Annotated in this window: 21 protein-coding genes; 10 read left to right on the top strand and 11 right to left on the bottom strand. The window is 61.2% G+C overall.

The window, feature by feature from the left end; translation table 11 throughout:
- The first annotated feature begins 25 nt into the window (after positions 1-25).
- Positions 26-1258: an NAD(P)/FAD-dependent oxidoreductase gene (locus tag ABMC89_RS15825; protein ID WP_349569681.1), complete on the top strand. Its 1233-nt coding sequence runs from the start codon at positions 26-28 to the stop codon at positions 1256-1258.
- A gap of 278 nt (positions 1259-1536) precedes the next feature.
- On the opposite strand, the gene ABMC89_RS15820 is transcribed toward ABMC89_RS15825, so the two are convergent.
- The 5 genes from ABMC89_RS15820 to ABMC89_RS15800 all read right to left on the bottom strand — a co-directional run bounded on the left by ABMC89_RS15820 (position 1537) and on the right by ABMC89_RS15800 (position 7963).
- Positions 1537-3267, bottom strand: a complete 1731-nt coding sequence (locus ABMC89_RS15820) for a sensor histidine kinase (protein WP_349569678.1) — start codon at positions 3265-3267, stop codon at positions 1537-1539.
- A 440-nt stretch (positions 3268-3707) separates the two neighbouring features.
- Positions 3708-4319: an ABC-type transport auxiliary lipoprotein family protein gene (locus ABMC89_RS15815; RefSeq protein WP_349569676.1), complete on the bottom strand. Its 612-nt coding sequence runs from the start codon at positions 4317-4319 to the stop codon at positions 3708-3710.
- 4 nt (positions 4320-4323) lie between these two features.
- Entirely contained in the window at positions 4324-6039 is a 1716-nt protein-coding gene (locus tag ABMC89_RS15810; protein WP_349569674.1) for an MlaD family protein, read from the bottom strand.
- A complete protein-coding gene (locus ABMC89_RS15805; RefSeq protein ID WP_349569672.1) occupies positions 6039-6827 on the bottom strand; it encodes an ABC transporter ATP-binding protein in 789 nt (262 codons plus the stop codon). Before ABMC89_RS15805 ends, ABMC89_RS15810 begins: the two co-directional genes overlap by 1 nt.
- Positions 6827-7963, bottom strand: a complete 1137-nt coding sequence (locus tag ABMC89_RS15800; protein ID WP_349569670.1) for an MlaE family ABC transporter permease — start codon at positions 7961-7963, stop codon at positions 6827-6829. The genes ABMC89_RS15805 and ABMC89_RS15800 overlap by 1 nt, the downstream gene beginning before the upstream one ends.
- A gap of 540 nt (positions 7964-8503) precedes the next feature.
- Here ABMC89_RS15800 and ABMC89_RS15795 point away from each other — a divergent pair.
- The 6 genes from ABMC89_RS15795 (at position 8504) to ABMC89_RS15770 (ending at position 14648) form a co-directional block, all read left to right on the top strand.
- Positions 8504-8968 (top strand): BLUF domain-containing protein, encoded by a 465-nt coding sequence (locus ABMC89_RS15795; RefSeq protein ID WP_349569668.1) that lies wholly within the window; start codon positions 8504-8506, stop codon positions 8966-8968.
- Positions 8969-9574: 606 nt separating this feature from the next.
- Positions 9575-9928, top strand: a complete 354-nt coding sequence (locus tag ABMC89_RS15790; protein WP_349569665.1) for a hypothetical protein — start codon at positions 9575-9577, stop codon at positions 9926-9928.
- Positions 9918-10745: a hypothetical protein gene (locus ABMC89_RS15785; protein WP_349569663.1), complete on the top strand. Its 828-nt coding sequence runs from the start codon at positions 9918-9920 to the stop codon at positions 10743-10745. Before ABMC89_RS15790 ends, ABMC89_RS15785 begins: the two co-directional genes overlap by 11 nt.
- 71 nt (positions 10746-10816) lie before the next feature.
- Complete coding sequence (locus tag ABMC89_RS15780; protein ID WP_349569661.1) at positions 10817-11998, top strand: N-acetyltransferase DgcN family protein; 1182 nt, start codon at positions 10817-10819, stop codon at positions 11996-11998.
- A complete protein-coding gene (locus ABMC89_RS15775; protein WP_349569658.1) occupies positions 11995-13272 on the top strand; it encodes an alanine racemase in 1278 nt (425 codons plus the stop codon). Before ABMC89_RS15780 ends, ABMC89_RS15775 begins: the two co-directional genes overlap by 4 nt.
- Before the next feature lie 458 nt (positions 13273-13730).
- Positions 13731-14648, top strand: coding sequence for a hypothetical protein (locus tag ABMC89_RS15770; protein WP_349569656.1), 918 nt, complete (start codon positions 13731-13733; stop codon positions 14646-14648).
- Between the two features lie 326 nt (positions 14649-14974).
- Here the strand turns inward: ABMC89_RS15770 and ABMC89_RS15765 are convergent, their stop codons facing one another.
- From ABMC89_RS15765 to ABMC89_RS15740, 6 genes are all read right to left on the bottom strand, one after another.
- Entirely contained in the window at positions 14975-15829 is an 855-nt protein-coding gene (locus ABMC89_RS15765; RefSeq protein WP_349569653.1) for a fumarylacetoacetate hydrolase family protein, read from the bottom strand.
- Positions 15830-15863: 34 nt separating this feature from the next.
- Entirely contained in the window at positions 15864-17378 is a 1515-nt protein-coding gene (locus tag ABMC89_RS15760) for a sugar ABC transporter ATP-binding protein (RefSeq protein WP_349569651.1), read from the bottom strand.
- Complete coding sequence (locus ABMC89_RS15755; protein ID WP_349569649.1) at positions 17375-18376, bottom strand: ABC transporter permease; 1002 nt, start codon at positions 18374-18376, stop codon at positions 17375-17377. Before ABMC89_RS15755 ends, ABMC89_RS15760 begins: the two co-directional genes overlap by 4 nt.
- 12 nt (positions 18377-18388) lie before the next feature.
- The gene (locus ABMC89_RS15750; protein ID WP_349569647.1) at positions 18389-19363 is read right to left on the bottom strand and encodes an ABC transporter permease; all 975 of its coding nucleotides are present in this window, start codon (positions 19361-19363) and stop codon (positions 18389-18391) included.
- Between the two features lie 51 nt (positions 19364-19414).
- On the bottom strand, positions 19415-20212 hold the full coding sequence (locus tag ABMC89_RS15745) for an SDR family oxidoreductase (protein WP_349569645.1): 798 nt from the start codon (positions 20210-20212) through the stop codon (positions 19415-19417).
- A 76-nt stretch (positions 20213-20288) separates the two neighbouring features.
- Complete coding sequence (locus tag ABMC89_RS15740; protein WP_349569643.1) at positions 20289-21257, bottom strand: sugar ABC transporter substrate-binding protein; 969 nt, start codon at positions 21255-21257, stop codon at positions 20289-20291.
- 361 nt (positions 21258-21618) lie between these two features.
- Here ABMC89_RS15740 and ABMC89_RS15735 point away from each other — a divergent pair, with 361 nt between their 5' ends.
- From ABMC89_RS15735 to ABMC89_RS15725, 3 genes are read left to right on the top strand one after another with little or no spacing between them, the layout of a single operon-like run.
- Complete coding sequence (locus tag ABMC89_RS15735; RefSeq protein WP_349569641.1) at positions 21619-23295, top strand: ABC transporter substrate-binding protein; 1677 nt, start codon at positions 21619-21621, stop codon at positions 23293-23295.
- Positions 23296-23318: 23 nt separating this feature from the next.
- Positions 23319-24128: an SDR family NAD(P)-dependent oxidoreductase gene (locus tag ABMC89_RS15730; RefSeq protein ID WP_349569639.1), complete on the top strand. Its 810-nt coding sequence runs from the start codon at positions 23319-23321 to the stop codon at positions 24126-24128.
- A 60-nt stretch (positions 24129-24188) separates the two neighbouring features.
- Positions 24189-25499, top strand: a complete 1311-nt coding sequence (locus ABMC89_RS15725) for a M24 family metallopeptidase (RefSeq protein ID WP_349569636.1) — start codon at positions 24189-24191, stop codon at positions 25497-25499.
- Position 25500: the final 1 nt, after the last annotated feature.

Raw genomic sequence — 25500 nt, 5'->3', positions numbered from 1 at the left:
TCTGCCAGAGCGAAGGAGACGTGGCATGGCCGAAATCTTGGTGATCGGGGCCGGAATGGTCGGTGTTTCGACGGCGCTTGCCTTGCAGGAACGTGGCCACGCGGTGACGCTGGCGGACCGCCGTGCGCCGGGACAAGAGACAAGCCATGGCAACGCCGGGGTGATCCAGGCCGAGGCCGCCGAGCCCTACCCCATGCCGCGGGCGCCGCTGGACCTGCTTCGCCATGCGCTGGGGCAGAGAAATGACGTCACATGGTCCCTGTCGGGGATTGCCTCCATGGCGCCCGCGCTCTGGCGTTACTGGCGCGCGTCGGCACCCGACCGCCACGCGCGGGTGGGCGCGGTCTATGCCCGCCTGACATCGCGCGCGACAGACGATCATGCCCCCCTCATCGCGGCCTCCGGATCGGAAAATCTCGTTGCACGGCAGGGGATTGCCCTTGTCTTCCGGAACGCCGCGAAATTCGATCAGGAGTGTCGCAACGCCGCCCATCTGGCCGGGGCATACGGCGTCCGGTCCCGCGTCTATAGCGGGTCGGAGTGGCGCCGCGAGGAACCGGCACTCCAGAGTGATCCTGCGGGCGCCATCCATTTTCCCGACAGCTGGAGCGTCTCTGATCCCGGTGCCCTGACACTGGCCTATGCCGCGCTTTTCGAGCAGCGCGGCGGGCGCATCGTGATTGCCGATGCCGAGACCCTGAAAAGAACGGCCAGCGGCTGGAGCATCGAAGGGCCGGAGGGTGTGATCAGCGGGGCCGCCGCCGTGCTTTGCCTTGGCCCCTGGACGGGGGTCGCCTTGCGGCGCTTCGGTCTGCGGATTCCGATGGTGCTCAAACGGGGGTATCACGCCCATTACGATGCCCCGCTTACCTTTCGGCGGCCCTTTCTGGACACTGACAATGGCGTGGTTCTGGCATCGATGCGCGCCGGCCTTCGGATGACCACCGGCGCGGCGCTCGTGCCACCGGACACACCCGCGAACCCGGCGCAGCTGGCCCGCGGCGAGAGGGGCGTCAGCGATCTTGTCACGCTTGGCCCGCGGATCACCGGATCGGAGTGGTTCGGCACCCGGCCCTGCCTGCCGGGGATGCTGCCCATGGTCGGGGCGGTTCCCGGCCAGTCCGGGCTCTGGGTGAATTTCGGCCACGGGCACCAAGGGTTCACGCTCGGCCCGACAACCGCAGCACTTCTGGCCGAGGCCATGGACGGAGCCGGCGACGCCCTGCACGCGGCGCTCGCACCTGCGGCGCAGGTTTGAAGGCGTCGTAACGACAAACCATCGTCCTTGCGCGGCGCGTGTGAAACCCTGCACAGGGCCGTTTATCGTGGAGTTCCGATCAGCCGAACGATCTGCCTGCGATGCACCGGACGGGCTACAGACATCCGCCGCGGGCGCGGGGCACAGTCAAAAATTATTAGAAATCACACTTCGCGCTTCGGCCCTGCGCCTCCTTGGCAGGAAATCCGAAACACGGGGTTCCATCACCCCCCTGCATCGCGCGCCAAGCGTCACGATGCAGGGATCTGCCCCCTCTATCAAGCGGCCTTATCCAGGACCGGCTCCGTCTCTCTCGGCAGCGAAAGGGTGAATGTACTGCCAATACCGACCTCACTGGTCACGCGGATGGTGCCACCTTCGAGGCGCGCCAGCTCTTTCGCCACGGACAGGCCCAGCCCGGTTCCCACGGCACTGCGGGAAAGCGTGAGATCGGCCTGATGGAACGCTTCGAATATCTTGTCGAGTTCTTCGGGCTCGATCCCCGGTCCGGTATCGCTCACGGCGATGTGAATCTTGTCTTCCGTTTCGGTGACGACGACAGAAACCTTCCCTTCATCCGTGAATTTGATCGCGTTGCCCATCAGGTTGATCAGGATCTGCCGTGTGCGCGTGACGTCGGCCAGCATGCGACAGCGCGGAATATGCATCTCGAGGCTCAAGTCCTTTTCATCCGTGAGCACTCTCATTTGCTCCACAACAGGTTCAAGAACCTCTTGGACCTCGCAAATTTCCGGATCGACCTCCAGGCGGCCGGTCTCCATCTTGGCGTAGTCCAGCAGCTGGTTGACGAGGAACAGCAGGTGTTCGCCTGACCGCTCGATCTTTTCCAATGTTGTGTCCGCGAGCTGCATTACCTCTTCGACACTTTTGCGGATAAGCCCTGCCTCGACATGCTCGTGCTGGAGGATATCGTCCAATCGTCGCGCCGCGGGCATCAGGCGAACGTTTTTCCCAAGTCGGGCGTAGCCAAGGATCACCGTCAACGGTGTCCTGAGTTCGTGACTGACAATGCTGATGAAGTTCATCTTGGCGCGATCTGCCGCGTCTGCTGCTTCTCGTGCTTGCTTCAGTGCTGCGACATCCAGACGGGCCTGCGCTTCGCTGGCTTGCAGTTGGCCCGAAACCCGCAGCAAACGCCGTATCATCCACAAAAGCATGCCCCCGGCTACAAGCCCCGCCGTCAGCAGCACCGGCAGCATGCTCATGAAAAGGTCCGTTCCGGGGCGCATGGGTTTCCAGACAAGCCAGGAGAGCACCTCGCCCTCCGGTCCGATCACCGGGGTGCTTGCAAGGTCTTCGGCCGGCCTTGATGTCTCGAATGCCGCATCCACGAGCTCGATCGGCAGCCCTATTTCCTGGGCGAGTTTCGCATCAACGTAACGCACGGCGACATGCACCGCTTCGGTGCCCGGCACCTGTGCAATTTCGCCGGAATCGGAAATGATCGGCACGGCACTGACGATGGCCACCTCTTCGCCGAACTGCAGGGGAAAGACGACCGCAACCTCGGCCAGTGCCTCGAAGGGGTTGTCTTCCCCGACGCTGACCTCGGCCATGATCTCGCGCAGTTGGGTGACCACGGGTGCGATGACCTCTGCGCGCTCCTGATAGGTCTCCGGGGGCCGAACCTCCCCCAGAACAGAGGCAAAGATAGGCGCGTTTGTCTGATCGAGAACGTAGTTTTCGTTGTGCCCGAAGTATTCCTGCATCCAGACACCGAGGTTTTCGTCCATCCATTTCTGGTTGCGCGCGACGGTATTCACGATTGCTTCATCCCAGACGGTAGCACTTCGCTGCTGTTGCGGAATGACAGCGATCGCCGCTGCCAAATGGCGTTCGGCAAAACGCTCCTCGCGGGCAAGAGACGTGTCGTCCGTCAAACTGATCGCGTTCTGGCCCACTATGAACAGGCTGATCAGACCCACGCCGAAAAGGATGATCAGAGAAGCAACAATCTGAAGCGAAAGGGTATTTCGACCGGTCGGCATATTTTCTATCGCCTCTACGTAACGTTTCTTGAGTTGTTTCGTTCGGGGACAAACCGCTACTGGATACCACTACGATCCGTGATCGGACACGGTGCCCCAGAGCTGAAAAATCAGGGAATTCTGGCGATTAAATGGCACTGATGACCGGATGTCGAGATTTGCAGCTTCGTCAGCATTGCCGCCACTTGTCTACATTTTGTAGCTCTATGGCCACGACTGGCCTGATATAGTCGCACGGAAGCATCGTTTGTTGCGGCCTTTGCAATCTGTGGTTGGTCTTTTTCCCCAAGGAATGCCTCAAAAAGAAGGCCGGAAAGTAGCCCTTCACGCGCTTCGCTGGACCCGCGATGCGGTCAGGCAACCAGATGAAGGAGGGCAATCGGGAAAGGCGCAGATCGCGCGCGTTGGGGGAAGTGGCCCGCACCGCAAAGATCGGCCTTTCAGCCCCCGGCGGACCATGTCGCCATCTGCGGCAAAAGCGTGTCGAGCATCGCCTGAAACGCCGCCACGATGGCGGCAGGTGAATCGTCGGTCGCGACGGCCTCGTCTTGAAAGGCCGCCGTCTTGATCACGCTTTGATCCCTGTCGCGCAGCAAGCTCAGACTGATATCGATCTTGGCCGTCACCGTCTCGCCGGTGATCTCGACCTGAAAGGCATCGATGCGCGACAGGAGCGCCAGATCGGGCACAGGCCCCGCCTGCGCCGGACCGACATATCCCATCCGGCCGGTTCCGGCGATCGAGCGGACCAGCAGCGACTGCACCAGCGCGGGCAATTCATCGGACCAGCGCGCCTCGGGCAGATAGGTCACCGCGGCTGCGCTTGGTTTTACCATGATCCTATCGGTTGCGACCGAAGCGGGGGCGTTGGGCAGCGCCACCACCAAGGTCTGGCCCGACCTGCGCCCCGCGCTCGAGCCTGCGGCAGGCGACAGATCGTAGGTGTCGAGGGGCCTCGCCGCCTCGTTGAGGGAGGAGAGCGCGCTGCACCCGCCTAGGCTGGCCGCGGCGCCCAGGATCACGGCGCGGCGGGAAAGGGTCGTGATGTTCATCGTGTCATCTCCGGTATTCGGGCACGCGGTCATCCAGAAGGAAACGTGCAGGATCTCTTTCAATGCGGCGCACCAGCGTTTCGAGCGAATTGACCAATGCGCGCGCTTCGGCGCTGAGCCGGCCAAGGTCGTTCAGGCCGTTTGAGGTAAAATCGCGGATGCCGGGTGCGGCGGCGGAAACCGTCGTCTGAACCTGCGCGACGACATCATCCGCGCGGCGGATCAATGCACGCAGATCGGTGGAAATCTGCGGCAGATCCTCCGATATCCGGCTGGCCGCACCGCCGATCTGGTCTGTGGCCACGCGAATATCGGCCAGCACCGGCCCCAGATCGGTCGAGATCACCTCATCGGCACTGTCGAAGGCCACTTCCGCCGACCGCAGGGCGCGGTCTGCCGCAACCACGGATCGGTCGATGCTGGTGAGCGTGCTGTTGGCGCGCTCGAACCACTCCGTCGCCGCGTTGACGGCGGTTCGTGTATCGTCGGTCAAGGGTGTCAGCCCCGCAGTGAAATCAGTGAGATCGCGCGCGGCATTATCCACGGCGACCGAGGCAGAAGAGACCGCGCTGCGGATATCCTCGACGACGGCAGGCACGTCCTGATTTACGACCGCCTCGATGGTGGAGATCGCGCTTTGCGCGCTGGCCAGAACCTCGCGCGCCTCCGCCACCAGAACCGTGCCATCGCCCGCGAACAGCGAACTGACGGTCTCGGACGCATCCGTTACGGAAGTGAAGGAGGTGCTGGCATCCGACAAGGTCTGCTCCAGCTCCTGCAAGCGGGCGTTCAGAAGCGCCGCCGTCCGGTCGAACCCGTCAAGCGTGGTCACAGAGCGCTCGGAGACATCGGCAACCGCCCGGTTCAGCGCATCCACCGTCTGGGATATCTGCGCGACGATCTGCGGCACCTGATCGCGCATGATCGCCTCGGCCTGAGCAAAAGCGGCGCCCGCGCTGCCGATGGCGGTATCCGTGGTGTCGATCGCCGCCTTGGCAGAATCCAACGCCCCCGTTGCCGAAGCCAGCGTATTGTCAACGTTGCTCAACGTCGTTCCCGCCGCCTCACCCAGCGTGTCGAGCCGTTCGCCGAAGCCGGCGATCTGTTCGGTCGCATCCGCCACGGTCTTGGTGATCTCGGAGAAATCGGCAAGCGCCCGGTCCAGCCCGCCGGAGGCATCGCTCAGGTTGGAAAGGATGTTCTTCACATAGGCCTGATTTTCCGGCCCCGCTATCTGCTGAAACTGTCTCATGAGGTCCGTTGCCTCGCTGAGAAGGTCGGGCGCATCCTCGACCAGCTGCCGCACGGTCGAGCGGCGTGACGGGATGATGGGCGGCATACCGTCTTCCGAGGTCAGTGGCGGCGCATCGGCGCTCTTGTTGCTCAGCGAGATATAGGCCACCCCCGTCACACCCGACGAGCTGAGCTGTGCGACGGTATTCTCGCGCACCGGCGTGGTCGCATAGACCTCGATCCCGACATAGACCTTGGTGGTGTCCGGATCGTAGATCCGCACCTCGATCACGCGGCCGACATTGATCCCGTTGAAAACCACGTCTCCCGATGAATCGAGCCCCGACACATCCTCGAAAAGGATCCCGTAATAGGCATATTGGCGATCCAGCTGCACGCTGGACAGCCACACGGCAAATACGAGGCTGCCGATGATGCCAAGCAGCGTGAAGGCGCCGATCAGGATGTAGTTTGCGCGGGTTTCCATTACGGCACCTTGTCATCTTGTTCTGTTTTCAGCGCCGCACGGGCACGGGGGCCATGGAAATACTCGTGGACCCAAGGGTGATCCACCTCCATCAGTTCGGCCATTGTCCCGACCGCGAGCACCTTTTTCTCGGCCAGCACGGCGATACGGTCGCAGATTGCGTGCAGAGAGTCCAAGTCATGCGTCACCAGAAACACGGTTAGCCCCAGCGTCGTCTGCAATTTCCGGATCAGCGTGTCGAAGGCGGCGGCGCCGATCGGGTCGAGCCCCGCCGTCGGCTCGTCCAGAAACACGATCTCGGGATCGAGGGCGATAGCGCGCGCGAACCCCGCCCGCTTGCGCATACCCCCCGACAGCTCGGACGGAAACTTGCTGTGCGCGACTTCTTCCAGCCCGACCATGCGTACCTTGATCCCCGCCAGCGTCTCGCGCAGCGCGTCGGGCAGGTCCAGCTGCTCGCGCATCGGGGCCTCGACATTCTGGCGCACGGTCAGGGACGAGAACAGCGCGCCGTCCTGAAACATCACACCCCAGCGGCGGCGCAACTGCTTGTATTGCTCGGGCGGCGTGCCCTGAACGCTCTGGCCGAATACCTCGATGCTGCCGCTGTCGGGCGTCAGCAGACCGACAATCTGCTGGAGCAGCACCGATTTCCCCGTCCCCGAGCCGCCGACGATTCCGATGATCTCGCCCCGGCGCACATCGAGGTCCAGACCTTCGTGGACCAGATGGCTGCCAAAGCCCTTGGTCAGGCCGCGTACTTTGATGATCGGGTCCGCGTCGGTCATCAGATTCCTATCAGCGCAAAAACAACCGAGAAAATGGCATCCGCCACGATCACCATGAAGATCGACAGCACAACCGATGTCGATGTCAGCCGACCCAGTGACTCGGCGTTGCCCCCCACCTTCAGCCCTTCATAGCAGCCTATGATGCCGATGATCATCGCAAAGAAGGGCGCCTTGATCATGCCCGCCAGAAAGTGCCAGACATCCGTGTTGCTGACCAGCCGTGCCTGAAAGACGGCAGGTGACACGCCCAGTTCGATCCACGACATAATGGCGCCACCCACCAGCCCCGACAGATCCGAGATCAAGCCGAGGACCGGCAACATCAGGATCAGCGCCAGCACCCGCGGCACCACGAGGATATCGATGGGATCGAGGCCGATGGTGCGCATCGCATCGACCTCCTCGCGCATCTTCATCGACCCGATCGCGGCCGTATAGGCCGACCCCGAGCGCCCCGCGACGATGATGGCGGTCAGCAGGATGCCCAGTTCACGCAGGACAGAAATAGCGATGAGATCGACAACAAAGACCTCGGCCCCGAACTGGCGAAGCTGCACCGAGCCCTGAAAGGCCAGCACCACGCCGATCAGGAAAGACATCAGCGCGACGATCGGAATGGCGTTCCATCCAACCTCCTGCATGTGATGCACGAGCGAGGTCAGGCGCAGGCGACGGGGATGGATCACCATGCTGCCCAGCGCCGCGATGACCTGCCCCAGAAAGCTGGTCAATTCGACGGCAATCTGCGCGCTGGCTGCCGTCTTGCGACCCAGCGCCTCGACCCGGTCCGCGAGCGACTTGCGTTTTGCCGGCCCGGTGTCGTCGGGCGGCATGTTCCGGCGGACCACCTCGATCAGCTGTTGCTGCATGTCGTCGGCACCGAGGATCGCAACATCGTCGGTATCGTCGGTCATGCGCCTTTGCGCATCGACAACATACCACGCGCCGGCGGTGTCCATTTGGCTGACCTCGGCGATATCGATCGCGTCGACCCGCTGGCCGTCGTGGTTCAGGGTCGCGACCGTGTCGATCAACAGACGCCCGGACAGGATCAGCCGCCCGTCTTCCAGCGTGGCGGTGGCGGCAACATCTGAGGACTGGTCGCGGGATCTATCCTCGCCTGTCTGAACCATTGCTTGCCTCCAACCCTCGTGGAAATCGCCGTCGCTTTGACCGGCTGCCGCCCTGCGCCTGACAGGGCCATCAGACGCCAGCCACCCGCCGGGACCAAGTTCGCAAAGAATGAACGAAGCCGCCAACCCAAGGTAATAGTCTTAATTCCACTCAAGCTTCGAGATGGTGACAGAAGCACGAATGACGGGAATGCGAAACCCCCGGTGCGGCATCCGTACCGGCCGCTTGGCTTGCCGCGCTCGCTCAGCGCGGATCCGGAAGGCTGCCGCGCTTTCGGTTTCTTTTCCTTGCGCGGCTATTTTGGGGCCTTCACGATTTAGATTGGGACATTCCTGCGAAAACCTGCTAGCTGTGGATAAAAGAGCGCCTTCAAGGTAGGGCCGAAAGTCTCCTGGATTGCCCGAGAGACACCGCACGATGATCTTGCGTGCGAAATACCCCCCCCCCTTCTTCCGAACCGTATCTGAGCCTCCGATGTCTGCAAGCAATGCCGCGCTGCCATCCGGTGCGCCCAAGACCCAACGAAAAGGAAATGACCTTTGGCCTATCAAATTGCATACGTCAGCGCGTCGGAAACGGCGCTGGTGGATGCGCTGCTCTCCGATATTCTGACCGTCTCGAAGCGAAACAATACCCGTGACGATATTACCGGGGTGCTGATGTATCATGACAGATTGTTCTTCCAGGTACTGGAAGGCGAGCGCACCCTCGTCCGGAATTGCTATGGGCGCATCCTGCGCGATCCGCGGCATTCAGGCATTTCGCTGATGTGGGAAGTCGAGGCTGAAACCCGCGCTTTTCCATCCTGGGCCATGGGCTACGCCGGACCGGACGAGGTTGGCCTGCACAGCGGCAATCAGCTCAACTCCCTTGCTGACCTGACAACCGGTGAGAGCAATACAGCCGAAGGTGGAAATCTGGCTTTGCTGCTCGCACGGGAAGTATTTCAAAGTTTCTCGCAGGGCAGCAGGAAGGGTCAGTCGGTTTCCACCGCAGCGACCTAGATCGACAAAGGCGCCCACGCGGGCAGCCTTTACGCCCGTGACCTTCGGGTGATCGGATATCGGCTGTCTTTACAGCTATTGGCCCGACCTCCGCTCCCAAACCGTACTCCCGACAGTGACCATGCCAAGATGCCGCTTGGCCCCGCACCGCCCCTATCGCTGGCCTAAGTCCAATCCGACCGACCCTGCGCTGCGCGTCGGGCTCGGCCCCGCTGCCTTTGCGATGCGGCACCGTCTTCAGAGCGCACTTCGATCCGCTGACGTTGTATTCCCGGCCCAAAGAGGTTAGGTAGGACTTAGACGAGTTGTCCTCTCCTTCCGCACAGGCGCACTGCCAGCCGAAGTGAACCACAACCTAATATCATGAAAATCAGGCGTCAGATTCCCTAGCACGGATCTGATTTTTGGGAAGGCTGCCGATGCCACCGCGCACGGCCCGAGTGTCCGCGCGGTGATCCAAGCCGTGATCGCGGCCCCAGACCTTCATGCAGTACGACCGAGATCGAACAGCCCCCGTCGCGCAACGCGACAGGGGTACGACCCTGACACAATACCTTGTCAGCGGAAAAACAGCGAGGCGGCGCTTTCTCCGTCAAAGGATCACAGATGACTTTTCCAGAATGGACGAAACCCTTCCTCTTCGGTGCAGCGGTTGGCGCGATTGCGATTTCTATCGTCGGCTTTTCGTGGGGCGGCTGGATCACCAGCGGGACCGCGCAAACCAGAGCCGCGGACATGGCGACCGAAGAGGTCACACTTGCGATGGTGCCGGTCTGCGTCGACGCTTCCGCGACCGATCCAAGACGCATGGGCAAGCTCGCTGTTCTTCAGGATCTTTCGGGCTATGAGCGCCGCAATGCGATGATGGATACAGGTTGGGCGACCCATCCGGGTACAGACAAGCCAGACCGCTTCCTCGCAGAGGCCTGCCTGGCGGAGCTTGATCTGGATGGATCATAATCCGGACGCAGCGCCGCACCTGCCCCGGAAACCCTGCGCGACATCCGTACTGGCAGCCCCCCGTAGATTTTGGGCCTTCGTCTTCGGGCCTGTCTTCGCGCTGCTTCTGCTCGGACTGCCTGCGGTCGGACAAACCATTCCGGAAAACGCCAGCGCCAACAGCTATGGCGAGGGATGGGACTGCGACGTCGGGTATCGGCTGGTCGGAGAAGACTGCGCGGCCGTCGTGATACCGGAAAATGCCTATCCGACAAAACGCTCCTATGGGTCTGGATGGGAATGTCTTCACGGGTTTCACAACGAAGGTGACACGGCCTGCGTCGCCGTGGTCGTCCCCGAAGGGGCATATCTGGAGCCCTCCGGCGAACGTTGGCAATGCAAGCGCGGATACTTCGAGACCGACGACAAATGCCGCGAACTGGTCGTTCCCGAAAACGCCTATCTGGTGGAGACGTCAAATGGCTCCGCCTGGGAGTGTGACCGCGGGTTCGAGGCGATCGGTGACATTTGCGAGGCCATTGCGGTTCCGGCCAACGGATACCTGAACGGATCCCGCTATGGCCGACCGTGGTCCTGCGAGCGTGGCTATGTCGAAAAAGGCAACCGGTGCGCGGCTGTAGACATCCCCGAGTTCGCATATTTCGACGATGCGACCTACGGCAAGGGATGGAAATGCCAGCGGGGCTACAGGTCCACCGAAACAGGCTGCGAAGAGATAGAGATCCCCGAGAATGCCCATCTCAACAGGTCCGGAAACCGTTGGGAGTGCAACAGGAACTTCCAGAAATCCAAAGGTCTGTGCGTTTTTCAGAAGTAAGCGATCGGCAGCGGCGCCTCGGCCGTGCCCCACGGCTGCGGCGACAGTCTCGCCAGCAAAAGGAAAAAACCATGACAACCGAATTTCAATCTCCAGATACCATCCGGCTTCCGCTCAAGGGGGCACAGGCCTCTCCCTCTGACAGTGCCTCTGTCACCCGGATCCCTGTGCAGCCTACAGCGGTCGTTTACTGCGAGGGCAACTTCGCCAAGATCGACGGGAAGACGGCCAACGGTCTCGTCCGTCATTCGGAGGCGTACCGGATCCTCTGTGTCATCGACAGCGATCATGCGGGGTGCGACAGCGGTCTGGTTCTGGATGCCGCGATGAACCACATACCCATCGTCAAGGACCTGGCTGAGGCCGTGGCGCATCAGAGCGCGTCACCGGAGACCCTGATCTACGGCATGGCCCCCTCGACCGGGCGGCTATCGCCCTCAGATCGCGGTGTCGTGCTGGATGCAATCGCACGCGGTATGAACATCGTCAGCGGCCTGCACGAATTCCTCAGCGACGACGCGGAAATTGCGGGCGCGGCCTCGGACAAAGGGGTCACGATCCGCGATATCCGGCGGCCCAAATCCAGCAAGGACATGCGCCTGTTCGATGGCCGCGTCGCAAAGGTCGCGGCGCTGCGTATCGCCATTCTCGGGACCGATTGCGCCATCGGGAAGCGGACGACCGCGACTGTCCTGGCCCGGGCGCTGAATGCACAGGGCATCAAGACCGTTCTGGTCGGCACCGGCCAGACGGGCCTGATGCAGGGCGCGAAATACGGTGTGGCGCTGGACGCCGTACCGCCGCAATTCTGCTGCGGCGAACTGGAAGGCGCGATTGTCGCCGCCGCCGAGGCAGAGCAGCCCGATGTGATCCTGATCGAGGGCCAAGGCGCGCTGAGCCATCCGGCTTTCTGCACATCGGCCTTTATCCTGCGCGGCAGCCAGCCGGACGCGGTCATCCTCCAGCACGCACCGAAACGCGCCCATCGCTGCGATTTCCCCGACATGCCAATGCCCACACCAGCCAGTGAGATCGCCTTGATCGAGGCGTTCGCCGACACCAAGGTCATCGGCGTCACGCTCAACCACGAGGGCATGTCCGACGCCGAGATCACAGACACGATTGCCGTCCAAACCCAAGAGCTGGGGCTGCCCGTGACCGACGCGCTCAGCCGCCCCGTGGCGCAGATGGGGGCGATGATCGTCGATGCCTATCCCGACCTTCAGCGGGGGACACCCCTGGCGGCGATATGACCAATCCGCGCATCGAAGTAGACTTGGGCAAAATCCGCCACAACAGCAGGACCGCCGTGGGGTTGCTGAAGGCGCGCGGCGTCCGGGTGAGTGCGGTGACAAAAGCCGTTCGCGGGCATCCCGCGATCGCGCGCGCCATGCTTGACGGCGGTGCCGCGGGCCTTGCCGACGCGCGTTTGAGCAACGTGAAGCGGCTGCGCCGGGCTGGGCTCGTCTGTCCGATCACCCTGATCCGCACCCCCATGCTAAGCCAGGTGGATGATGTCGTGCGCGTCTGCGAGGCCAGCTACAACACACAGGCCGCTCTGGTCGTGGCGCTCGCCGCTGCCGCAATCCGGCAAGACACGGTTCACGGCATCATCCTGATGGTCGAGATGGGTGACCACCGCGAAGGGATCATGCCCCAGGACCTCGCCGACATGGCGCAGCTGGTGGTCGACACACCCGGTGTGACGCTCAGGGGCATTGGTGCCAATTTCGCCTGCCTCGGCGGTATTGCCCCGACGCCTGCCAAAATGCAGGCCCTGTCAATTCTCGCGCAGGGTGTTGAAAAGCAGACCGGCCGCGCCCTGCAGACGGTCTCGGGCGGTAACTCCGCCAACCTGCCGCTGGCGGTCGGGAACCGCTCTTTCGGCAGGATCAACGATCTGCGGCTCGGCGAAGCGATCCTTCTGGGTGTCGACCCACTTTCCGGCGATCAGATCGCCGGCATGTTTACGGATGCCTTTACGCTGGTCGCCGAGGTTATCGAGACGGACGCCGAACCCGCCTGCCCGCCCGTCTCTTTCGCCGACCCGGTCCTGGCGGGAATACGGCTTCTTCCGAATACCTCCCCGATCACGCGGCTGGTTCTCGCGCTGGGGCATCAGGACACGGACGCGACCGGCCTTACGATGCCGGCCAGGAGTTCCTTTGTCGGCGCAACGAGTGACCATCTTGTGGTCGGCACGAAAGACAAGACCTATCGCGCAGGGTCGGAATTGCGCTTCCAGATGACCTATGCCGCCTTGATGCGCGCAATGGCCGCCCCGGATATCCAGATAGATTTACGCAATGACCGTCCCACGCCGGGTGTGCGTGAAACCCACGGTCAAGGCAAACGCCCGGCACTGGAACAGATCTGTTCCAGTGCCACCCCAGAAATTCCAATAAGGAGACTACCAATTGGCAAAGCTCACGAAAACAAGCCTGTTCAAAGCGCAGGGTGCCAAACCGGAAACGCCGCTCGACAAGACATCCCGCATCGTCAGGGGCATGGTCGAGGAAGAAGTTGAAAAACGGCAGATCAAGACCGACCGCCTGCGCACCGCGCGCCTGGAGAGAGAAGCGAATACGCCCAAGAAATCATCGAAGAAGTGATGGGGCGCGTTCAGCCACTGTGGATATTCGATGAAGCGGCAACAGCCAGCGAAACCGCCCCACCCGGTTTGAGAACGTCGATCGGAAAGGTCGCGCGCCTTCGCGCCCCTTGTGTCATCGCACCGGCCCGGCCCTGACCGAGAGGGCCCTCCCGCGCTAACTCCAGCATCCACCTTGCCATGATTTTGTCGATTTTTTGTCAAGAATTAGACTGTTTCCACTTCGGCTACAGACAAGTTCGGCCTAAAGTGATAGAGCTGTTAACGGTTTGGCGCGCTTGGGGACACACGGGGGCACGCCTCTCGCCGCGTTTTTACAGATTTTTCGCGCCTAAATTTTGCCGTAATCCAGAATTTCTACAAGGAGATATCTCATGGAGAATGAGACCAAGGTTTTCAACTATGTCGTCGAAGGATTGTCCTACACGGTAACGGTCTACGAACAAGACGGTGCATTCTTCGCCGACATTCACGTGAACGAAGGGCAAATGGACGTCAACGCCGTCTACTATGCCGATGACGACATGACCGGCACCAGTGAATCGCTTTCGGGCCCGCTTAACATGAACGGGGGCGGCACCACCTTTGAGGGCGAAAAAATCCAGTGGGACACGGCAGACCAGATCAGCGAACCGGGTCTGGGGCCCGAAGGCGAAGACAAGGAAAGCTTCCTGACCGAGGGCGATACACTCACCCTGGAGCTGTCCATCGACAGCCTTGACGACATCGACTACTTCGGCATCCGCGCGACATCCACGTCCACCGAAGAAGGCTCGATCAAGGCGGTATCGGGCGACCCGGAGGAGCCTGAAGACCCGGAGGATCCCGAAGATCCGATCTATGACAAGGTTTTCTTTGTCTATGATTTCAACGAGTCCGGCGCGCCCATCGCAGGGTTCAACATTCTCGCCGAAGAGCCCGAGGACAACGTACACAACATCCCCAGTCTTCCCGAAGGCACCGAGCCGACCTTCGCGAATTTTCTCGCCTACTTCGAGGAAATTGGCGGTGACGTGGCCGAGACGGAAAGCGTGATCTTCTACGAACTCGACGAAAATGATGTGCCGCAAGAGGAGTTCCGCATCGAGGCGCCCGCGGACGGCTTCCTGGACAGTGAGGAACTGATGGAAGCCTATGACCTCGCACTGGAAGAATACGAGGCAGGTGCGACTGATCCCGAGGCCGACGCCGCCGATCTGATTGCCGCTCTCAGCCTTGAGACCGACGTCGACGCCAGCACCTACGAGGACGATCCGGCAGACGACACTGTCGATACCTTCGAGGCCGCCTGAGGCGTCCAATCGAAGCTTGCAGCGCTGCGTAATTGCGTCCGCTGGGCCGTAAGCGCGGCCCGGCAGACGTGACGGTGTGCACGACAAAGCCGAAGCAAGGCGGGATGCACCGATCCGAGACTGCCAACCGGCGCGCGCGGGCAGCGCTTGACGCCCGCGCGCCGCTGCCGGACACCCTCAAATTAAGGTCGCGGTGCCAACGGGGCGCCAGCCTCATTGCTCGCGCCCCGCGGCCTGCCCGGCCGATCATCGTCCTGAAAATCGACCCCCACGATCGCATCTGCCCGGTCTCAAGGCAGCGGCGGGGCGTTGGGTGTGCTGCCCGATCAGCTTGGCAGGACCTTCGATCTTTGCTCACCCAAGCCCGAAATGCCCAGCGTCACAACTTCGCCGCCACGCAGGAATTGCGGAGGTTTCTGGCCCATACCCACACCCGGCGGTGTCCCGGTCGAGATCACGTCGCCGGACTGAAGGGACATGAACTGGCTGCAATAGGACACGAGATGGGGAATCTTGAAAATCAGCGTTGCGGTTGACCCGCTCTGCATGCGCTTGCCATCGACGTCGAGCCAGAGGTCCAGATTGTCCATGTCCTCGATCTCGTCCAGGGTCACCAGCCACGGACCTGTCGGACCGAAGGTATCGCACCCTTTTCCCTTGTCCCATGTGCCGGCGCGATTGAGTTGAAAATCACGCTCGGACACATCGTTGATGAGGCAGAGCCCCGCCACATGGTTCATCGCGTTCGCTTCGTCGATGTAGGCACCCGGTTCGCCGATCACCACGCCAAGTTCGACCTCCCAATCGGTCTTCACCGATCCGCGCGGGACTTGAATGTCGTCATTCGGCCCGACCACGGCAGAGGTCCACTTGTTGAAGATGATCGGCTCTTCTGGGATCGGCATGCCCGCCTCTTCGGCGTGGTCTGCATAGTTCAGGCCGATGCAGACATATTTCCCGATCTCGCCGACACAGGCGCCAAGCCGCAGGTCGTTCTGGGGCGTGCCCTCGACCAAGGGCAATGTGTCTGGGTCAAGAGCCCGCAGCGCGTCCAGACCTGCGGGGCGCAGTGCGTCCCCCGCAATATCCGGCACAACGGCGGAGAGATCACGCACGCGGCCCTGTGCATCCAGAAGTCCGGGTTTTTCGGCACCGGGCGCGCCATAGCGAAGTAGTTTCATGTCTTTTGCTCTTTTTGCCGTAAGGATGGTTTGGTTAAGCGACCTTGTCGGTCGCGGTGATACCCGAAATGGCCTGGACCAGGCTTTCCTCGGTGACCTCTTCGGAGGTGAACGTCCGCATGACACGGCCCGAGAACATCGCGACGATCCGGTCACTGACGTGCAGGACTTCAGGCATTTCCGAACTGACCACGATGACGGCGTAGCCCTGCGCGGCCAGTTCGCGGATCAGGTTGTGGATCTCGGATTTCGATCCGACGTCGATGCCGCGGGTCGGCTCGTCCACGATCAGCACCTTGGGGTGCATCGACAGCCATTTGCCAATGACGATCTTCTGCTGGTTGCCGCCCGACAGGTTGCCGACCGTCTGTTTCCAGCCCGGTGTGCGGATATCGAGCTTGTCCTTGTACTTGTCGAAGATCTCGGTCTCGGCGCCGGGGGCGACAAACGGACCGGAGGACAGGTTACCCACCTGCGGAAGGGTCATGTTGTCCCGGCAATTCATTCCCAGAACCAGCCCCTGCCCCTTGCGGTCCTCCGGCACCAGCGAAATACCTTTGCTGATCGCATCCGCCGGGGATGTGATGCGGACCTCCTGCCCGTCGAGCAGGATCGTCCCCGCGTCAGGGTCGCGCAGCCCGAAGAGTGTCTCAACGATCTCGGTGCGCCCTGCGCCGACCAGACCGTAAAAGCCCAGAACCTCGCCGCGGCGCACGTCGAAACTGACGTCCTTGAAGAGATGACCGCAGGACAGGCCACGCACCTCGAGCGCGACATCGCCCATTTCGTGATGGATTTCGTTGCGCGACAGATCCAGTGCACGGCCGATCATCAATTGCGTGACTTCCTCCTCGGTGGTGTCGCGGGTCTCAAGTGTCCCGCGATAGGAGCCGTCCCGCAAAACGCTGATCCGGTCGGTGATCTTGAATATCTCCTCCATCCGGTGAGAGATGTAGATGATCCCGACGCCCTGGCTTTGCAGATCGGAAATGACGTCGAACAGCACGACCTTTTCCGCATCGGTCAGCGACGCTGTCGGCTCGTCAAAAATCACGGCCTTCGCATCCACGGTCAGGGCGCGGGCGATCTCGACCATCTGCTGGTTGGCGATCGACAGGTCGCCGACGATGGTTCTGGCGTTGAACCCCACCTTCAGCTTTGCAAGGATCGCATCGGTACGCTCATAGAGCGTGGACCAGTCGACGCGGCCGAAGGAGCGGCGCGGCAGTTCCCCCAGATAGATGTTTTCGGCGACTGTCAGTTCCTCGGCAAGGCTGAGTTCCTGATGGATGAAAACGATCCCCTTGGATTTCGCCTGCAAAGGCGATGTCATCACCGTGGGCACTTCGCCGATGATGATCTGCCCTTCGTCGGGTTGATGGATGCCCCCCAGCACTTTCATCAGCGTTGATTTTCCGGCGCCGTTCTCGCCCATCAGGGCGTGGACCTCACCCGGCATCACCGACAATGAAACGCCGTCAAGCGCGCGGACACCGGGAAATGTCTTGACGATACCTTCAAGACGCAAGGCGGGTGTTTTGTCGGTCATATCTTCAACTCCTCTTTCCCCTTGGTGTTCAACTGACGGTCAAGAAACAGCACCGCGATCAGGATCAAACCAATCACCAGATTGACGGTGGATGTGTCCGCGCCGATGTGGCCCAAACCCTTGCGCAGCAACTGAATGGCAAGGACACCACCCAAGGTCGAGATGATGGACCCGGAACCCCCGGTCAGCTTGGTGCCCCCGAGAACAACGGCGGTGATGACCCACAACTCATAGAGTTGGCCATCGTTGGGGTTGACCGAACCGGATTCGGAGTAGAACACAACTGCCGACAGGGCCGCCAGAAAGCCGATGATCATGAAATTGATCAGCATATGTGGCCCGACCTTGATGCCCGCGTTCACCGCCGCCTCGCGGTTGTCGCCAATGGCATAGGCGTTGCGCCCGTGTACCGTGCGCGTCATCACGTACCAGATGATCAGGGTGACGACGGCGAGGAACCAGGTCGCCGTATGGAACCCCAGGAACTGCGCCTCGGCAAAATCCACCAGCGTCCAGTTCAGGCTCGATGTCGGATTTTCGCCGTTGTACATGAACACCAGACCGCGAAAGCCCAGCATCGAGCCCAGCGTGACGATGAAAGCATCGACACCGGTCTTCCAGACGATCAGCCCGTTGATCGCGCCCAGCAGAACCCCCGTCAGCAGCGCGAGCGCCCATGCCACAGGGATCACCCAGTCGCCCAGTCCCGCGAAGACGCTCCACGACAGGCTGTCCAGCAGGACCACCGCGGACAAGGCGAAGATCGCCCCGACACTCAGGTCGATGTTGCCGTTCACCATGATGATCGTCATGCCCATGGCGATGATTCCGATGGGGGCCGACTGTTTGAGCAGCAACAGCATGTTGTCGACATCCATGAAGGCCTTGTCGGACAGCGACAGGAATTCGCCCGCCACGCTGAAGAAAATCAGCTCCAGCACGATGAAACCCCAGATCGCGCCGTTCTTTAGAAAATAGGAGACTTTTCCAGCTTCCATTAATCCGCTCCCTTACGCGATCCTAGACCACAGCTTGCCACGCTTGGCCGCGATATCGAGCCAGACAGCAAGGATGATGATGACCCATGTCACAACGAACTGGACATAGAATTGCAGGCCGACCAGCAGCAGACCGTTCTGGATAAACCCGAGGATCAACACGCCGATGACGGTTTTGAAAATCGTACCGGAGCCGCCGAGCAGGGACGCACCCCCCAGGATCACCGCGGCAAGAACATCAAGCTCGAGCCCCTGCCCGACGGTATTCTGGGATCCCATTGACCGGCTGGCCTGGATCAACCCGGCGACCGCGACGCAAAAGGCAGACATGACGTAGCACAGGAAAACGACGCGGGCGCGTTTGATGCCCGAGAACGTGGCCGCAGTCCCGTTGCCCCCGACGGCGTATACCTTCCGTCCGAAGGGGGTCTTTGCAAGAACGATACCCAAAAGGGCCGCGAGACCCACGAAGATGAGGATCGGCACCGGAATGCCCAGCGCGGACCCCTGTCCGAAAACGCCGAACCAGGTGCCTTCCTTGTCGATGATATCCATGTTCTGGCCGCCCGAATAGGTCAGCGTCAGGCCGTGAATGGCCGAGAGCATCCCCAAGGTGACGATCAGCGAATTCAGTTTGAGATACCCGACGAGGAACCCGATGAAGGCCCCAAGACACAACGTCATGGCGAACATCGCCGGGATCGCCAGCAGCGGGCCAATCTTGTCGTGCAGATCCAGCACGACAATCGTCGAGAACGACATCATTGATCCGACCGACAGATCCAGATTGCCGCTTATCACAACGAAGGTCACGCCAAGCGCCATGACCCCCAAGATTGCCGAGGACCGGATCACACCCATCACGTTGTCGGGGCTCAGAAACCGTTCGTTCGCAATCGTGAAACCGATGATGAATACCGCAAAGGCGATCAGGATGCCCTGCCGCGCCAACATCGGGCCGATATCCGCTTTTGTCATGCTAGCCATATTTCCCCTCCCTCGAGCCAAAGGCCCGGGCCCTTCTTTCCGGGCCTTACGTCAGACCAAGGTCATCCCACCGTCGATCATGACGATCTGTCCGGTCATGTAATCGCTGTCCTTCGACGCCAGATAGGTCGTCGTGCCCGTGATATCGTCCGGTTTGGCCACGCGCCCCCGCAGGATCTCGGACGAGAACTCCTCCATCGCCTGACCCGGCCGCTCGGCGGCGCCGATCTTCATCAGGTCTTGATCGACCTGCTCCCACATTTCGGTGGCGACCACGCCGGGCGCGAACCCCGTCACCGTGATGTTGTGTTTCGCCAGATCGCGCGCGCCCGACTGCGTCAGAGCGACGACAGCGAATTTGCTGGCGCAGTAGGGAGCGACATTATCGAACCCCTGGCGGCTGGCGACCGAAGCGGTGTTGATGATCTTGCCGCCCGTCCCCTGAGAGATCATCTGGCGGGCCGCCTCCTGCATCCCGATCATACAACCAAGACCGTTCACCCCCATGATGAAATTCCAATTGTCTTCGGTAACATCAAGAAAGTTCATCGGGCGGTTCACGCCAGCATTGTTGAATTTCACATCCAGCTTGCCAAACAGCTCGACCGTATGGGCGATCATCGCCTGCACGGACGCGCGGTCCGCAACGTCGACCTGCGCGTGGGCGACCTTGCCGCCCCCCTGCATCGCCCTGTCGGCATTCAGCTCGGCGACCTTTGCCACCTTTTCGCCGTTGATATCCGCAAAGCAAACGTCCGCACCTTCATCCAGCAGCGTCTCTGCGATGGCCCGGCCAATGCCCTGTGCGGCCCCGGTCACGATACAGGATCTTCCTGTCACACGTCCCATGACGCCCTCCCCCTTAACAATCGGTTTTCGTGGAAATGTAGCGGGGTGCCGAAGCGCCCCACAACCCGGGAGGGTATCAGAACACAGGTTTCGTAAACTCTGACATGTTTTCCTGTGTGATCTTCGGCGTGTCGAAATAGTTCAGGAACGGCAGTTCCTTACCGCTGATCAGATCGATCGCGGACTGAAGGGCTGCTTCGGCATCGTCCACTGGCGACTGGTAGATCGAGCCCCAGTATTCGCCACGCTCCATGGCCTCATAGCCGACCGAAAAGTTGGTGGCGCCCACGAATACGATGCCTTCGGCGCGATCCGCAGCCAGTGCGGCGTTCAGCGCGCCAACGCCCATGTTGTCGTCACCCGCATAGACGCCATCGATGTCATCGTATTTGACAAGGAAGGCTTCCATGACCTGCTGCGACTTTTCGCGGTTCCAGTCGCCGGGCTGTGTTTCGACAAGTGTCACGTTGGGGCAGACTTCGGGCAGACGGTCGTCGAACCCCTTCTGACGCTCGATCGCTGTGGTATAGCCGGGCTGACCCGAAATCTGGACCACGCGCGCTTCATCCTCGATGCCCAGCGCCTTGAAACGGTCACACATGATCTCGGCGGAGCGTGATCCTTGCGTAATGTTGTCGGGGCCGGAGAATGTTGCAACGAAATCGAAACCGGCTTCGGCAATGTTGGAATTGGTCACGACAACCGGAATACCCGCCGAATGCGCCTTGCGCACCGCAGGGATGACCGCCTCGCCGTTCGTCGGCCAGATGATGATGGCGTCGACTTCCTGCTGGATCAGGTCTTCCATCTGGGCGATCTGGCGGGCGACATCGCCACCGGCGTCCAGAACGACCACTTCGACGTTCTCGTTCGCTTCGGCTGCCGCGATGAAGGCCTGCTCATATGTGGTCTGGTAGCTGTCGACGCCCACGTTGTTTTGCGTGATGCCGATGCGCATCGGGCTGTGACCGTCCGCAAAGGCAGCGCCGGCAACCCCGAGAGCTGTCGTTGCGGCAGTTGCGGTCAGAATTGTGCGTAGTTTCATTTTGGTCTCCTCCAAGACATTATTTTCAAGACTTTGAAATCTGGTCCCCGCTCTCCCGACGGGGAATCACCAGCCGGGCAACCGGAGTGATCTCAAACATCTTGCAGGCACCGCGCAGACCTGCCCTCCCAAATGATATCCGCTTCGGATTTCATAATATCCATATTGAACATTTTTGCGATATATTCGGAGGCCAGTCCCGCAGCAAGATGAGGTGTATCTCGTGAAGATCCAAAAATCATCCGAATTGAATGATGAACGTGGCAAGCGTCACGCCAGAAAGAAGGCCGCGACCGAGGGTATGAATGTGATGAGGGGGGAGAATTTGAATCAGCTTGTGCCGCCTCAGGCAAAGGCTGACATGCTTTGCGTCCTGACCTTCATGGAAAACCTCGGTGATGAGCTTGAGAACGTTGCGGAATTCTTCGCCCTAACCCCCAACCTGCGGATTTCGATGCATCTGATCCGTGGCCACCTCGAAGGGCGGCTCGTCACGATGACATCGCTGATCGGCGCCAGCCGTGCGCCCTATGCGACGGCCAATCGCCGCATCAAGGACATGCAGAAGGAAGGTCTGATCGACCAGCGCCCACGCACCGCGACGGGCAAAAGCTTTTCGTTGCACCCCAGCGTTACCCTTCTGGATCAATGGACCCAGCTGACAAACCGCGTTCATCGCCTTGCCACCGCGCAGTTCGAGGGCGCCGTTTCGGCGGAAACATCCGACTACTACTTCGGCGGGTCGTACCTGAACGCGAAAAGCATCCCGCCCATGAAGGTCCTTGCCGAGCCGCTGAAGCTGGCGGGCGGCTTGCGCGTGCTGGTGCACGGGGATCCGACCTTCATGGTCATGGACAACCTCAAGCGGCAATTCGAACAGACTGTCGGCACACAGATCCACCAGCGCGCCTTCTCGATCGACCGCCTGCGCGAGGAAACCATGCGCAATGCCGCCCGCAAATCCAGCAGCTACGACATCATCGCCGTCGATCTGCCCTGGGTCGGCGGATTCGCGGAGCAGGATATCCTGATGCCGCTCGACGAGATCATGGATATCTCCCGCATCGATCCGGGAGATTTCCACACGGCGGGCTGGCAGGCGGCGCATTGGGGCGGTCGTGCCTACGGCATTCCCGCACAAACGACGCCGGAGCTCTTGTTCTACCGCAAGGACCTGTTCGCGCAAGCGGGGCTCGAGCCGCCCGCGACCACGCAGGAGCTGCTGGCCGCCGCCAAGGCATTGCACGATCCTCAGCGCGGTCTTTACGGCATCGCATGGAATGCAGCGCGCGGGACCGCGTTGGGGCATACCGTGCTCATGACAATGGCGGATTTCGGCCAACCCATCCTTGATCTGAAGCCGATCGCGGGCGGCTTCGAAACCGAAAGCCTTGCGAAACGCGCCTATCGGGTCACCATCGACACGCCGGCAGGCTTGCAGGTGGCAGAGTTCCTCAAGGAGCTGTTGAATTATTCGCCCCCCGGCATCCATTCGATGTCCTGGTACGAACGCATCCGGCCCTACGCCGCAGGAAAGGTAGCGATGGCTTTCGGCTATACGCTGCTTGCCCCCTACTTCGAACTGGACGAGGGGTCGCCCGCCAAGGATCAGACCGGATATCTGCCGCATCCCGCCGGCCCCGACGGGGCGCCGATCGCGCCCATCGGCGGATACGTTCTCGGCATTCCCGCCAATCTGCCGAAAGACCGGGTTCCGGCGGCGGTCGAAGCCTTGCTGGTATTTACCTCGCCGCCTGCCCAGAAGCTTTTTGTCCAGAATGGCAGTCGGACGAACCCGCGGTATTCGGTGGGCGCAGATCCCGATGTCCAGCGCTTGTCGCCGATCTTCGAAGCGGTCGATGCGATGTCGGCGCGGGACGAATTGCAGTACTGGCCGCGCCCCCCGATCCCCGAGATCGACGAGATCATCCAGATCTGCGGCGAGGAATTTCACGACATGCTGCGCGGCGTCATCAGCCCGCAGGACGCATTGCGACGCGCGCAGGAGCGCGCCGAAGCAACCTTAGCAAGACAATAAACACGTATCAGGAGGAGACACCCATGGACCCCAACCGCCTCAAAGGTAAAAACATTCTCATCACCGGTGCCGCGCGCGGCATGGGCGAGGCCAACGCACGTTCCTTTGCCGAACAGGGGGCCAACGTCTGTCTCGGGGATCTTGACCTCGACACCGCGCAAAAGGTCGTGGACGACATCAACGCCGCGGGCAATGGCCGCGCAATTGCCGTCAAAATGGATGTCACCAAACGGGAAGACAATGCCGCCGCCGTCGCCGCGACGGTCGAGGCATTCGGCAGCATCAACGTCGGCGTCTTCAACGCCGGTCTGAACAAACCCCGTTTCTTCATGGATATCGACGAAGACAACTGGGACATGATCATGAACGTCAACACCAAGGCGATGTGGCTGGGCATGCAGGAAACCGCGCGCCAGATGATCGAACAGGGCCCGATGGAGGGTCATCCCTACAAGCTGATCAACGTGGGCTCCATCGCCTCGCGCAAGCCTTTGGTGGACGTCACCGTTTACTGCACGTCGAAATACGGCTGTCTGGCCCTTACCCACTGCGGCGCGATTGGTCTGGCCGAGCATGGCATCACCGTGAACGGCTATGCCCCCGGCGTGGTTGTCACCCCGCTTTGGGAGCAGCTCGACAAGGATCTGGTCGATATCGGCTTCAAGGACCGCGAAGGCCAGGCCTATGACGACATCGTGCGCGACGAGCTTCAGATCAAGCGCGTGTCCTACCCCAAGGATATCGTCGGCACCGCGTCGTTCCTGTGCAGCGACGACAGCGACTACATGACCGGCCAGATGATCCACGTCGATGGCGGCTGGTGCATCCAGTAACGCACCGCAAGCATCCACCTCACCATTCAAACGGGGCCAAGCACCCCGAAGGAGACTCCCATGTCAGAACGTCCGGGCAATGCCCTCATGCCAAACCTGCTCACCCCGCAGGACCTTGAACCCAACTGGGAATGGCGCGAAAAGCTGCCGGCCCATGGCCACATGTCCGTGGATTTCGAACGCCGCATCGACCACGACCGCCTGCGTCGCTACCGCCTTGCACGCACGCGCCAGTCCCTGAAAAACTCGAACGCGGGCACACTGCTGTTGTTCGACGTGAATAACATCCGCTACGTTTCGGCCACCAAGATCGGCGAATGGGAACGCGACAAGATGTGCCGTTTCTGCCTGCTGACAGGTGACGACAGCCCCTACGTCTGGGATTTCGGCTCTGCCGCCGAACACCACAAGCGGCACTCCGACTGGCTGGAGCCGAGCCATTGCCTTGCCGGCGTGGTCGGCATGCGCGGCACCATCCCACCCGAATTCGGGTTGATGCAGAAATATGCCAAGCAGATCGCCGGGTTGATCCGCGATGCGGGCATGGCCGATATGCCTGTGGGTGTGGATTATGCCGAAACGGCTATGTTCCACGCGCTCAAGGAAGAGGGCCTGAACGTGGTCGACGGTCAGCAGATCATGCTGGCAGCGCGCGAGATCAAGAATACCGATGAAATCCAACTGTTGACGCAGGCCGCGGCCATGGTCGATGGCGTCTACCACATGATCTACGAAGAGCTGAAACCGGGCGTGCGCGAGAACGACATCGTCGCCCTGTCCAACAAGATGCTCTACGAGATGGGGTCGGACGACGTGGAGGCGATCAACGCCATTTCCGGCGAACGCTGCAACCCGCATCCGCACAACTTCACCGACCGCTTGATCCGCCCCGGCGATCAGGCCTTCTTTGATATCCTGCAATCCTACCAGGGCTATCGCACCTGTTATTACCGGACGTTCAACGTCGGGCGTGCGACACCGTCGCAGAACGATGCCTATGTTAAGGCGCGGGAATGGATCGACGCCTCCATCGCGATGATCAAACCGGGTGTCTCAACCGACAAGGTCGCTGAGGTCTGGCCAACGGCAGAATCGCTTGGCTTTGCGAGCGAAGATCAGGCATTCGGGCTGCAGTTCGGCCACGGTCTGGGTCTGGCGCTGCACGAACGGCCGATCATCAGCCGCGCTGTGTCGATGGATCACCCGATGGAGATCAAGACCGGCATGGTGTTCGCGCTGGAAACCTATTGCCCCGCCACCGACGGCTACTCCGCCGCCCGGATCGAGGAAGAGGTCGTGGTGACGGAAACCGGCTGCGAGGTCATCAGCCTCTTCCCGGCGGAAGAACTGCCCATCGCGAACCGGTACTGAC

It is taken from the genome of Sulfitobacter sp. HNIBRBA3233, assembly GCF_040149665.1.
Classification (GTDB): Bacteria; Pseudomonadota; Alphaproteobacteria; order Rhodobacterales; family Rhodobacteraceae; genus Sulfitobacter; species Sulfitobacter marinivivus.
This window is presented reverse-complemented; position numbering and strand designations above follow the sequence as displayed.